Raw genomic sequence first — 12,894 nt, forward strand, 5'->3', positions numbered from 1 at the left:
GGCGGTGTATCAACCGTTTTTGTCGTCGTTCGGCCGCGCCGCCAGCCGGTTGAAGAAGAAGGACGTCCTCAAAAGGTGGCGGAAACGCATGCGCCGGGCTTCCCGCGGAACCGAGCCGCGCGCCGTCATCCGCCGCAGCGTGTAGAGGATGAAGAGGAACAGCACGGCCGAGGTGTAGACGAAGAGCGCCTGGGGCCCGAAACCGTCGAGCAGGACGGAGGCGAAGAGCGGGCCGATGACCGAGCCGAGCGACCAGAAGAACAGCATGCCGGCGGAGACCAACGCGTGCTGCCCCTCGGCCGCATGGTCGTTGGCATGGGCCGAGCACAGCGAATAGAGCGGCATGGCGAAGGCGCCGAAGACGAAGATGCCGACATAGTTGGAAAACGCCGCGTCGCCGGCGAAGAAGGCGAGGAACAGGCCCGCGGCAAGCGAGCCAATGGTGGCGACGAGGATGACGAGGCGCCGGTCGAGCCGGTCCGAATAGACGCCGAGCGGATATTGCAGCACGACGCCGCCGACGATGCCGAGGCTCATGAAGGTGGCGATCGAGGTGACGGACAGGCCGATGCCGTCGGCGTAGATCGGCCCGAGCGCGCGGAAGGTCGAGTTGGTGAGGCCGACGACGATGCAGCCGACGGTCGCCAGCGGCGAGATGTTCCACAGGGCCCTGACATCGAAGCGGATGGCGTCCGGCGCGCCGGGGCTCGTCCGGTCGGCAAGCGAGATCGGCACCAGCGACAGGGCGAGCGCCATGGCGACGATGGCAAAGAGCTGGAAACCGTCGATGCCGACCGCCGGGATCAGGTATTGCGCCGCCGTTACCGAGCCGAGATCGACGACGCGGTAGATCGACAGGGTGCGTGCCCGGTTGGCGTTGGTGACGCGGGCGTTGAGCCAGCTTTCGACGGTGGCGAAGAGCGAGGCGAAGCAGATGCCGGCAACGAGCCGCATCGCGAACCAGAATGCCGGGTCGATGAGAAGCACCATGGCGATCGCGGATGCCGAAGCGATCGCCGCCATGGCGGAGAAGGTGCGGATATGGCCGATCGCCCGCAGCACCCGCGTGACATAGATGCAGCCGATGGCGAACCCGATGTTGTAGCCGGTGCCGACCAGTCCGATCAGCGAGGGCGAGAAGCCTTCGTCAAGCGCGCGCAGCGAGATGTAGGTGCCCTGCAGCCCGTTGCCGCCGATCAGGATGCCGGCGGTGACGAGCAGCGGAACGAGGGGGCGGATCTGGGACTGGGACATGGCGGCATGAGAGGGACGGCTTCCGCGCGACCGGCAGCGGGATGGCCTTCCGACTTCTAGCCAGAGCCGGGCCGCACAGACAGTCAAGAATTGGCCGGGCGCGTCACAAACCGTGTAACGGCGCGGCCTCGTGCGTCGAGGGGCTTCCCGCCGCGGGCGGGGCATGGCCCGTGACCGGCGCGACGACCACGCGGTTGCGGCCGCTCGACTTCGCCATCAGCAGCGCCCCGTCCGCGCGCGCGAGAAGGCCTGTCGCCGGCTCCGAGGCCAGGCCTTCGGCGGCGCCGATCGAGACGGTCACCGGCCCGAGCGTCTGCCCGTTATGGGAGAGCGGGACGTCGCCGATCGCCCTGCGGATCGTCTCGCCGCATTCGACCGCGAGGCGGGCATCGTCGCCGTGGAGAAGGACGGCGAATTCCTCGCCGCCGAACCGGTAGGCCCGCCCGGCCGCGCCGAGACTGTCCTCGATCCGGCGCGCGACATGCTGCATGACGCGGTCCCCGGCCTCGTGGCCGAATTCGTCGTTGAAGCGCTTGAAGCGATCGATGTCGATCATCAGGCAGGCAAGCGCGTCGCCGCCGCCATGGCCGAGCCGGCGCAGCGCCTCCTCGAGCGCCCGCCGGTTCAGAAGGCCCGTCAGCGGATCGTGGGAGGCGAGCGCGCTCAAACGGTCGCGCATCTGCAGGTTGGCGAGCGCCAGGCCGATGTTCTCGGCGATGATCTCCAGATAGAGCCGCGCCGTTTCGGCGGCCGAGGCATGGCTCGCGCGTTCCTCGAAATAGAGCAGGCCGATCATCTCGCCCTGGGCCGTCAGCGGCACGCAGAGGCCCGGCATGTCGCCCTCGGTGAGGTGCTGGCAGCTGACATCGCTCGAATCGCGGTTGCTGACATGGGGCCGGCCGCGCCGCAGGCCCCAGCAGCAGTCGGCGGCGAAGGCCGACAGCGAATGGCGCGGCGTCGACCAGAGGCCGAGCGTCACCAGTTCGGCCCGCGCGTCGTCGAGCACGTAGAGCCGGCCGGCGAGCCCGGGGAAGATCTGCGGCACGAAGCGGGCGACGACCTCGGCGAGCTCGACCCGGCTCTGGCAGGCCTGCATCCGGTGCAGCATCTGCAGGATCATGTCCTTCATCTGCTGGTCGAGCCGCCGCTCCGCGTCGAGCCGCTCGCGTTCCAGCCCGTTCAGCCGGAAGACGTTGATCGCCTCGCTCATCTCGCCGATCTCGTCCTGGCGGCGATCGACGGGCATTTCGATGGCGTAGTCCTGCTTTGCCATGCGGTTGACGATGCTGGTCATCTCGACGAGCGGCCGCGCGATGCGGCGCTTGACGATAAAATAGAGCACGCCGAGAAACACCGCCGCCGTCAGCGCCAGCATGATCTTGGCCAGCGTCCCGTAAAGGTCGGCGCGCAGCTTGGCCTGGCCGAGCGCGCCATCCGCCCGGGCGGTGACGAGGGTGCGGAACTGGGCCGCCTTCTCGAGGAGATCCGACTGCAGCCGCTCGTGTTCCGGGCCGAAAAGCGTCCGCCGTGCCCCCTCGACGTCTCCTGCGGCATAGGCGTCGATCGCGGCGCGTTCCAGCGCGTCGAGCGCTAGGGAATCGATGCCGATGCGTTCGAGGATCGCCACCTCCGCCGCCGGCAGGTCATGCGCCTTCATCGCCTCGATCCGCGCTTCCCGGGTCTGCTGCTCGTTCTCGCGCCCGTGGAAGGCGTCGAGATGCCGCGCCTCGCCGCGCATGACGTAGAGCCGCGCCTCGTCGCTGCGCTCCTCCATGCCGAGCGCGAGATCTTCGGCGAGTTCCTCCAGCACGAGCCGCTTCTCGACGGCGACGCGTTCGCCCTCCGCGCCTTCGACCGACAGAAGGAAGGCGCCGCCCGAGATGAGGGTAAGGGCGACGGTGATGCCGTAGGCCCAGTTGGTGATGGCGCTGATCTTCATGGCCGCAGTCTATACAGAAGAATTGAACGGGATTTAAACGTCTCCGGGCGCAGAAATCGTGTTTATCGGACGATTTCTGCGCCAATCCGGGACCCCGGCCGGATTCGGGATTGCCGGCGGCAGCGTGCGTCTGCGTGCCGGCGGGACGGCGCGCGGCACAGGTGCCCTTCGTCGTCCCTTGACAAACGGAGGCGGCCATGCGCTTGTCCGGCCCGATTTTGATGGGTCGCTGCGCGTGTCTTCGCGCCGGCTGGCCGTGCCGTTTCCGGGATTTGACCACGATGCATCGTTACCGCAGCCACACCTGTGCCGCCCTCCGCAAGTCGGATGTCGGCTCCACCGTCCGCCTGTCGGGCTGGGTCCATCGCGTTCGCGACCATGGCGGCGTTCTCTTCATCGACCTGCGTGACCATTACGGCATGACGCAGGTGGTTGCCGATCCCGACAGCCCCGCCTTCGCGCTGGCCGAGAAGGTGCGCAGCGAATGGGTGGTGCGCATCGACGGCGTGGTCAAGGCGCGCACGGAGGAGACGGTCAACAGGGGCATGCCGACCGGCGAGATCGAGCTCTATGCGCGCGAGATCGAGGTGCTTTCGGTGGCGAAGGAACTGCCGCTGCCGGTCTTCGGCGAGCCGGATTACCCGGAAGACGTGCGGCTGAAATACCGCTTCCTTGACCTGCGCCGCGAGACCCTGCACAAGAACATCGTCCGGCGCACGCAGATCGTGTCCTCGATCCGCCGCGGCATGGGCGATGCCGGCTTTGCCGAATACACGACGCCGATCCTGACCGCTTCCTCGCCGGAGGGCGCGCGCGACTTCCTTGTGCCGAGCCGCATCCATGAGGGCAAGTTCTTCGCCCTGCCGCAGGCGCCGCAGCAGTACAAGCAACTCCTGATGGTCGCCGGCTTCGACCGCTATTTCCAGATCGCGCCCTGTTTCCGCGACGAGGACCCGCGCGCCGACCGCCTGCCGGGCGAATTCTACCAGCTCGACCTCGAAATGAGCTTCGTCACCCAGGAAGACGTCTGGGAGACGGTCGAGCCGGTGATGACGCGGGTGTTCGAGGAGTTCGCCGAGGGCAAGCCGGTCACCAACAACTGGCCGCGCATTCCCTATGACGTGTCGATCCGCAAATACGGCTCCGACAAGCCGGACCTGCGCAACCCGATCGAGATGCAGGCCGTGACCGAGCATTTCGCGGGCTCCGGCTTCAAGGTCTTCGCCAACATGATCGCGTCGAACCCGAAGGTCGAGGTCTGGGCCATTCCGGCGAAGACCGGCGGCAGCCGCGCCTTCTGCGACCGGATGAACGCCTGGGCGCAGTCGACCGGCCAGCCCGGCCTCGGCTACATCTTCTGGCGCAGCGAGAACGGAACGATGGAAGGGGCCGGCCCGCTTGCGAAGAACGTCGGGCCCGAGCGTACCGAGGCGATCCGCACCCAGATGGGCCTTTCCGACGGCGACGCCTGCTTCTTCGTCGCCGGCGACCCGGCGAAGTTCTACAAGTTCGCGGGCGAAGCACGCACGCGCGCCGGCGAGGAACTCAACCTCGTCGACCGCGACCGTTTCGACTTCTGCTGGATCGTCGATTTCCCCTTCTACGAGTGGAACGAGGACGAGAAGAAGCTCGACTTTGCCCACAACCCCTTCTCGATGCCGCAGGGCGGCATCGCGGCGCTCGACGGCGAGGATCCGCTGGCGATCAAGGCCTTCCAGTATGACGCCGTCTGCAACGGCTTCGAGATCGCCTCCGGCTCGATCCGCAACCAGTCGCCCGAGCTGATGGTCAAGGCCTTCGAGAAGGTCGGCCTGTCGCAGACGGACGTGGAGGAGCGTTTCGGCGGCCTTTACCGTGCCTTCCAGTACGGCGCCCCCCCGCATGGCGGCTGCGCCTTCGGCATCGACCGTGTCGTGATGCTGCTGGTCGGGGCGAAGAACCTGCGCGAGATCTCGCTCTTCCCCATGAACCAGCAGGCGCAGGATCTGCTGATGGGCGCGCCGAGCCCGGCAACGCCCGCGCAGCTGCGCGAGCTGGCGCTGAGGGTCGTGCCGACGAAGAAGGACTGAGGGAGCCGGGGGGAACCATTCCGGCGTCCGCGGTGTTCTGAACGTGCTCAAACACCTTCAGGAGACACAGATGCGCATGCTTCCCCTTGCAGCCAGGATTGCCGGCCCCGCCCTTGCCGCCTCTCTCCTGTCGGGCCTTCTTCTGACCGGCACCGCCCGGGCCCAGGACGTGGAGGTCATCGTCACCGATCCCGTGATCGAGAGCCCCGCGGTGGCGACCGATCCGTCGGTGACGGCCTCGACGGTGGTGACCGTGCCGGGCGAGGTCCGCACCTATGTTCTCGAGCAGGATGTGCCGTCGATCGCCTATGACGGCGACGTGCTGATCGGAGAGGTGCTGCCGCAGTCGGTCGAGACCCATGTGATCGACGGAAACGGCAGCTACGCCTATACGGTCGTCAACGAACGCCACGTCGTCGTCGACCCGCAGACGCGCCAGGTGATCGAGATCATCGAGTAAGGCCTTTGCGTATGGCGGGCGCGATCTTTCGCGTTCCGCTTCCCGATAGGGAGACAAAGCGGACGTCATCATCCGCGAGACGCTTTCGTCTCCCGTACTTCCTTCCCTATGCCTCCAATCCCGACAAGCGGTTTCGGAGGCATTTTCATTTTTCGAGATGATCGATCCTTGCCCGCCGCGTCGCTGTCGCCGGAGCGGGATTGCAGGGCGGTCGCAAACAGGCTATCGCTGGGGCATCGCAAGGACTCGGGTGAAACTCCCGGGTGGCTCTTCTGGCCGCCGATCCGCCAGACAACGCAAAGCATCCCCATTTCCCCGCCGGCGCCCCGCCGGTCGATGCGATCAATTTGCGAAAACGATCCCATGAATAGATTTCAATCCTACCGCCGCGCGTGGTTTTCCAACATCCGTGGAGACGTGCTCTCCGGCATCGTCGTCGCCCTTGCCCTCATTCCCGAGGCGATCGGTTTCTCCGTCATCGCCGGCGTCGATCCCAAGCTCGGCCTCTACGCCTCCTTCGCGATCGCCTGCGTCTCCGCCTTCACCGGCGGAAGGCCCGGCATGATTTCCGCCGCGACCGCCGCGACCGCCGTGCTGATGGTCACGCTGGTACGCGACCACGGCATCCAGTATCTCTTCGCCGCAACGATCCTGATGGGCATCCTGCAGATCCTTGCCGGCGTCCTCCGACTTGGCCGGGTGATGCGCTTCGTGTCGCGCTCCGTCATCACCGGCTTCGTCAACGCGCTGGCGATCCTGATCTTCATGGCGCAGTTGCCGGAACTGATCGGCGTTCCGGCCATCACCTACCCGATGATCGCCGCCGGGCTCGCGATCATCTATCTCTTTCCCTACGTCACGAAGGCCATTCCCTCGCCGCTGGTGGCGATCCTCGTCCTGACGGGCGTCTCCCTCTGGTTCGGCTTCGACCTGCGCACCGTCGGCGATCTCGGCGAACTGCCCTCGACCCTGCCGGTGCTCGCCTTGCCGGACGTGCCGCTGACATTCGAGACGCTTACGATCATCTTCCCCTATTCCGTGGCGCTCGCTGCCGTCGGCCTGCTCGAATCGCTGCTGACGGCGCAGATCGTCGACGACATGACCGACACCGGCAGCGACAAGAACCAGGAATGCGTCGGCCAGGGCACGAGCAACATCGCTTCGGCCCTGATCGGCGGCATGGGCGGCTGCGCCATGATCGGCCAGTCGGTGATCAACGTCTCGTCGGGCGGCCGGGGACGGCTTTCCACCTTCGTCGCCGGCGCCTTCCTCCTGTTCCTGATCCTCGTGCTGGACGATCTGGTGCGCATCATCCCGATGGCGGCGCTGGTCGCGGTGATGATCATGGTGTCGATCGGCACCTTCTCCTGGCGCTCGATCCTCGATCTCGGCCGCAATCCGCTGCCCTCGTCGGTCGTCATGCTGGCAACCGTCGCCACCGTCGTCCTTACCCATGATCTCGCCAAGGGCGTGCTCGTCGGCGTGCTGCTCTCCGGTGTCTTCTTCGCCGGCAAGGTGGCGAAACTCTTCCGGGTCCGGTCCGAACCGGCAAGCGGGGCGGGGCATCGCCGCTATCTCGTCGAGGGACAGGTCTTCTTCGCCTCGACCGAAGCCTTCATCGCCGCCTTCGATTTCGCCGAGCCGGTCAAGCATGTGACCATCGACGTCTCCGACGCCCATCTCTGGGATATTTCCGCCGTCGGCGCGCTCGACAAGGTGGTGCTGAAATATCGCCGGGCCGGCGTGGAGGTCGATGTCGTCGGCCTGAACGCGGCAAGCGCCCACATGCTCGACCGCTTCGCCGTCCACGACAAGCCCGGGGCCGGTGCGGCTGCGGTGGGACACTGAGCGCCGGCATATTGCCCGCAAACCACCATCGGAACAGCCGCATTCCGGACGGAAACGGCCGCAATCGCGACGGACTGTCGCGGTCGCACCGGTTCGATTCGCCGGTTCATCCTGTGGAGGCTGTCCATGACCGACGCGCAATCGACGCAAGCAGACGAGGACGCGGGGCCGGCCGAGGCGCCGGCGCCGCACAAGGGCGGGGACGACGGCGCGGGCGTTCGCGGCCTCCTTGCCTCGCCCGGCGCCAGGTTCATCATGATCGGCTTCCTCTCGCTGGTGCTGCTCATCCCGTCGCTCCTTGTCTGGGGGCTGGTGGAGGAGCGCGGCGAGCGCGCACGCGAGGTGTCGGGACGCATCGCCGAGGGATGGGGCGGCGCGCAGGTGATCAACGGCCCCTACCTCGCCGTTCCTTTCCTCGTCACGCGCGACATCGTCTCCGACGGCCGCGTCGTGTCGCAGAGGACCGCGACCGAATGGACGCTGATGATGCCGGAGCGGCTCGACGTCGACGCGGACCTCTCGACGGAGGAGCGACGGCTGTCGATCTACAGCCTGCCGGTCTATCACGCCCGCATCGCGCTTTCCGGGCGCTTCGCCGCGCCGCGCGCCGAGGATCTCGCCCGGATCGAGGGGCGCCCTGACTTTTCGCGCGCCCTTCTCGTCGTCGGCATCGCCGATATCGCCGGGATCCGCTCGGATGCCGCCCTCACGCTCGATGGCCGCGCGCCCGTGCCCTTCGAGCCGGGGATGGGCCCGGTGACGGCCGCGATGCCCGCGGACGGCGACCCCTCTGCCGCGCCGCCGCGGCCCGGCTCCGGCGTGCATGTCCGCCTGCCGCAGGGACTGCTCGACCAGGGGTTCGCCTTCCGGGCGGACCTGTCCCTCAACGGCTCGGGCAGCTTCGCCGTGGCGCCGGCGGGGCAGACCAGCCGCTTCGAGGCGCGTGCCAACTGGCCCCATCCGGGCTTTCGCGGCCCCTTCCTCCCGGAGGAGAAGACGATCGACGCCTCCGGCTTCAAGGCGGTCTGGACGATCCCCTTCCTCGCCCGTGGCGTCGACCGGACCGTTCAGGGCAGCGTCCTGCCGCTCGCTGACAGCGCCATGACCGTCACCATGGTCGAGCCGGTCCGGTTCTACCAGCTGATCGCGCGCACGCTCAAATATGCGATCGGCTTCATCTCGCTCGTCTTCCTTGCCGTCTTCATCGTCGAACTGAAGGGCGGGCGCGCGGTCCACTGGGTGCAATATGTGCTGACCGGCCTGGCGCTGATCGTCTTCTACGTGCTGTTGCTGGCGATCGCCGAGCATACGGGTTTCGACCTCGCCTATCTGGTGGCGGCGGCCGCGACGTCGCTGCTGATCGCCACCTATGTCGGCGCGGTGACGGCAAGCCGGGCCATCGGCGGCGTGCTCGCCGGCATCCTCGTGCTTGCCTACGGCGTGATGTACCTGATCCTGCGCGAGGACGACTATGCACTGCTCGCCGGAGCGCTGATCTCCTTCCTGACCATCGCCGCGACGATGGCCGCGACGCGCACCGTCGACTGGACGGGAAGGGGGCGCTGAGGTCGCGTCCGTTGCAAGAATGAAGGCCCGTTCCGGTGTTCGCCGGAACGGGCCTTCGTGTGATGCGGGCGGAAGAGCGTCAGTCGTTGGCGGTGACCGTGACGCCGAGCACGCCCGGCAGTGTCCGCGGCGCGCCCATGGCGGCGCCGGCGATCATCGGGAAGGGGACCGGGCTTGGCGGTGCCGCGCGCACCGTCAGGCTCTTCGGCTGGTCGAGATAGGCATTCGCCGCCGTCGTCAGCTGGTTCTGCAGTTCGGGAAGCTGAAGCTGGGCGATCATGATCGGCACCAGGCCCTTCAGCGACTGGGCCAGTTGATCCCCGGAAACCCCCTGCTGCCCGCCGACATAGTCGAGCACGCGCTTCGTCAGCGAGGCGTCGTCGAAGCGGATCGCCGCGCCGTTGAAGGTCAGCTGCTGCATCAGCCCCATCATCGCGAGGCCCATCGCCTGGTTGGCCTGCTCCTTGTTCGGATTGGCTTCCGCCGCCTTCACCGCGTCCTGCAGCGCCTGGACGAATTTCAGCGTGTAGCCGGAGATCGCCAGTTCGAGGTTCAGCCTGCCGACATCGGCGAAGTCGAACGCATACTCATCAAGGGCGATGGTGCCGCTGTCGAGTTCCCAGCTTCCCTTCGCGGTGACCTTCCCGGACAGCGTCTGCAGGCCGAGCTTCTGGATCGCATCCTTCGCCTTCGGGTCCTCCACGCCGGACAGGTCCGCCTTGATTCCGGAGAGGGCGGCGTCGAAATCGACGCCGTTGCCGCTCGCCTGGCGGCTCATGGTCGCGGTGGTGCCGGTGGCCGAGAAGACCTCGCGGTCCTTGACCGTGACGCGGATCGGCCCTGTCGACGTGCGGTCGTAGAGCAGCATCGTATCGAGGCTCGCATTGGTCGCCTGAGCCGGAACGGTGACGCCGCCGAAGACGATGTCGCCGACCGTCACCCGCATGCCGTCCTTCGCCTTGTCGACGTCGGGCAGGGCGACGGTCTCGATCCTGTAGCCGCCGCCCGCCGTCTCGCTGACGCCGGAAAGCGTGACGTCGCCGATCTCCAGCGCCTCGGGCTGGCCGGTCATCGTCACCTTCGCGCCCTTGAGCGTCACGGTGCTGCCCGAAACGTCGACGCTGCCATAGCCGACCGTGGCCCCGCTGACGGCATTGGCGGCGTTGAACTTCGCGACGACATCCGCGCCGTCGAGCGCGAAAGCGTTGCTGCCGAGGCAGGCAAAGGCGACGCCGGCAAGCATGAGGCGGAAGCTGCGCGCGTGGACCATCGATGTATCCTTCATGTCGATTGGGGGTGATGTCGTGACCGGATCGGAAACGGATCGGTCGATCAGTATATTCGAGGGTTGTGGTGAAGTCTTGCGGGCCGACCGTGTTATTTTTGCGACCTTTCGGCAAAAAGAACCGCGCCGAGACCGGAGGCCCGCCTTCTCCACAGCCGATTGCCCCTCCCGCCTTGTACGCGCCTCTCGGCTGTTCTAGAGCGGGACGCGAGGTGAGACGATGGGACAGAGCCTGGTGCCGCCCGGCGGCGAAGACGACGGCATTCAACCGGTGGACCTGAAGGCGGCGCTCGAGGAGCGCTACCTCGCCTATGCGCTCTCGACCATCATGCACCGGGCGCTGCCCGACGTGCGCGACGGGCTGAAGCCCGTGCATCGCCGCATCGTCCATGCGATGCGCGTGCTTCGCCTCGATCCGGGCGAGGCCTACAAGAAATGCGCCCGCATCGTCGGCGACGTCATCGGCAAGTTCCATCCCCATGGCGATCAGTCGGTCTACGATGCGCTGGTGCGTCTCGCGCAGGACTTTTCCCAGCGCTATCCGGTCATCGACGGGCAGGGCAATTTCGGCAATATCGACGGCGACAGTGCGGCCGCCTACCGTTACACCGAGGCCCGGATGACCGAGGTCGGCGGCCTGCTCCTCCAGGGCATCGACCAGGACGCCGTCGATTTCCGCCCGACCTACAACGAGGAGGACACCGAGCCGGTCGTTCTGCCGGGCGCCTTCCCGAACCTGCTCGCCAACGGCGCGTCCGGCATCGCCGTCGGCATGGCGACCTCGATCCCGTCGCACAATGTGCACGAGATCTGCGACGCGGCGCTGCACCTGATCAAGAACCCGGACGCCGACGTCGACGCGCTGATGAACTTCATCCAGGGGCCGGACCTGCCGACCGGCGGCATCATCATCGACAGCCGGGCGACGATGATGGAGGCCTACCGCACCGGTCGCGGCGGATTTCGTGTCCGGGCGAAATGGGTGCAGGAGGATCTCGGCCGCGGCGGCTATCAGATCGTCGTCACCGAGATCCCCTTCCAGGTGCAGAAGTCGCGGCTGATCGAGAAGATCGCCGAATTGCTGATCGCCCGCAAGCTGCCGCTGCTGGAGGACGTGCGCGACGAATCGGCCGAGGACATCCGCCTCGTCCTCGTGCCGAAGAGCCGGACGGTCGATCCCGGCATCCTGATGGAATCGCTGTTCCGGCTGACGGAGCTCGAAAGCCGCCTGTCGCTCAACATGAACGTGCTGTCGATGGGCCGCGTGCCGCGCGTGATGTCGCTGCCCGAGGTGCTGACGGAATGGCTGCAGCACCGGCGCGAGGTGCTGATCCGCCGCTCGAATTTCCGCCTTGCCGCGATCGACCGGCGGCTGGAGATCCTTGGCGGCTACCTGATCGCCTATCTCAACCTCGACGAGGTGATCCGCATCATCCGCGAGGAGGACGAGCCGAAGGCGGACCTGATGCGCGTCTTCTCGCTGACGGATCTCCAGGCCGAATCGATCCTCAACATGCGGCTGCGCTCGCTGCGCAAACTGGAGGAATTCGAGATCCGCAAGGAGTTCGACAGTCTCTCGGCGGAAAAAGCCGACATAGAGGCGCTGCTCGGCTCTACGGAGAAGCAGTGGCAGACCGTCGGCTGGGAGATTTCCGAGGTGAAGAAGACCTTCGCCAAGGCGACGCCGCTCGGCCGCCGCCGCACCCAGTTCGCCGATGCGCCGGAGGCCGATCTCGAGGCGGTGCAGCAGGCGATGATCGAGAAGGAGCCGATCACCGTCGTCATCTCGGAAAAGGGCTGGATCCGGGCGATGAAGGGCCATCTCTCGGACACAACGGCGCTGCAGTTCAAGGAGGGCGACAGGCTGAAGGTCGCCTTTCCGGCGCAGACCACCGACCGCATCCTGATCCTCACCACCGGCGGCAAGGCCTTCACGCTCGGCGGCGACAAGCTGCCCGGCGGGCGCGGCAATGGCGAACCCTTGCGCATCATGGTCGACATGGAGACCGACCAGGACGTGCTGACCGCCTTCGTCCACGATCCGGCGCGCAGGCTGATCGTCGCATCGACCGGCGGTTACGGCTTCGTCGTCGCGGAAAGCGAGATGATCGCCAATACGCGCAAGGGCAAGCAGATCCTCAATGTGGCGATGCCAGAGGAGGCGAAGCTCGTCGTGCCGGTCACCGGCGATCACGTCGCCGTGGTCGGCGAGAACCGCAAGATGCTGGTCTTCCCGCTGGCGCAGGTGCCGGAGATGACGCGCGGCAAGGGCGTGCGCCTGCAGCGCTACAAGGACGGCGGCATTTCCGACATGCGCTCTTTCGCCATCGATGCGGGGCTCACCTGGGAGGACAGCGCCGGCCGCTCCTTCGTCCGCACGCGCGCAGAACTCGCGGAATGGCTCGGCGACCGGGCCGGGGCGGGGCGCACCGTGCCAAAGGGGTTCCCGAGAACGAGCAAGTTCTCCGGGTGA

General features: G+C 66.9%; 8 protein-coding genes and 1 other annotated feature. Of the genes, 5 read left to right on the plus strand and 3 right to left on the minus strand.

Going from position 1 to position 12,894, the window contains the following annotated elements:
- Positions 1-9 precede the first annotated feature (9 nt).
- Both ACEVQ6_RS08715 and ACEVQ6_RS08720 read right to left on the minus strand, forming a co-directional pair.
- Positions 10-1,254, minus strand: a complete 1,245-nt coding sequence (locus ACEVQ6_RS08715; RefSeq protein ID WP_374888543.1) for an MFS transporter — start codon at positions 1,252-1,254, stop codon at positions 10-12.
- Positions 1,255-1,357: 103 nt separating this feature from the next.
- Entirely contained in the window at positions 1,358-3,193 is a 1,836-nt protein-coding gene (locus tag ACEVQ6_RS08720; protein WP_374888544.1) for a sensor domain-containing diguanylate cyclase, read from the minus strand.
- A gap of 281 nt (positions 3,194-3,474) precedes the next feature.
- On the opposite strand from ACEVQ6_RS08720, the gene aspS reads away from it, so the two are divergent.
- From aspS to creD, 4 genes are all read left to right on the plus strand, one after another.
- Complete coding sequence (aspS, locus tag ACEVQ6_RS08725) at positions 3,475-5,262, plus strand: aspartate--tRNA ligase (RefSeq protein WP_374888545.1); 1,788 nt, start codon at positions 3,475-3,477, stop codon at positions 5,260-5,262.
- Positions 5,263-5,338: 76 nt separating this feature from the next.
- Positions 5,339-5,722 carry a DUF1236 domain-containing protein gene (locus ACEVQ6_RS08730; protein WP_374888591.1) on the plus strand — a complete coding sequence of 128 codons (384 nt, stop codon included), beginning with the start codon at positions 5,339-5,341 and terminating at the stop codon, positions 5,720-5,722.
- Between the two features lie 239 nt (positions 5,723-5,961).
- Positions 5,962-6,019, plus strand: a sequence feature (sul1 is cis-regulatory element that is thought to sense ions involved in sulfur or methionine metabolism; They are found in Alphaproteobacteria).
- Between the two features lie 66 nt (positions 6,020-6,085).
- Entirely contained in the window at positions 6,086-7,570 is a 1,485-nt protein-coding gene (locus tag ACEVQ6_RS08735) for a SulP family inorganic anion transporter (protein ID WP_374888546.1), read from the plus strand.
- A 126-nt stretch (positions 7,571-7,696) separates the two neighbouring features.
- Positions 7,697-9,136, plus strand: a complete 1,440-nt coding sequence (gene creD, locus ACEVQ6_RS08740; RefSeq protein WP_374888547.1) for a cell envelope integrity protein CreD — start codon at positions 7,697-7,699, stop codon at positions 9,134-9,136.
- Positions 9,137-9,215: 79 nt separating this feature from the next.
- On the opposite strand, the gene ACEVQ6_RS08745 is transcribed toward creD, so the two are convergent.
- A complete protein-coding gene (locus ACEVQ6_RS08745) occupies positions 9,216-10,406 on the minus strand; it encodes a hypothetical protein (protein ID WP_374888548.1) in 1,191 nt (396 codons plus the stop codon).
- 235 nt (positions 10,407-10,641) lie between these two features.
- On the opposite strand from ACEVQ6_RS08745, the gene parC reads away from it, so the two are divergent.
- Positions 10,642-12,894, plus strand: a complete 2,253-nt coding sequence (gene parC, locus ACEVQ6_RS08750; RefSeq protein WP_374888549.1) for a DNA topoisomerase IV subunit A — start codon at positions 10,642-10,644, stop codon at positions 12,892-12,894.

The sequence above is a fragment of the Ensifer soli genome (genome assembly GCF_041928815.1).
In the GTDB taxonomy this organism is placed as follows: domain Bacteria; phylum Pseudomonadota; class Alphaproteobacteria; order Rhizobiales; family Rhizobiaceae; genus JBHFEI01.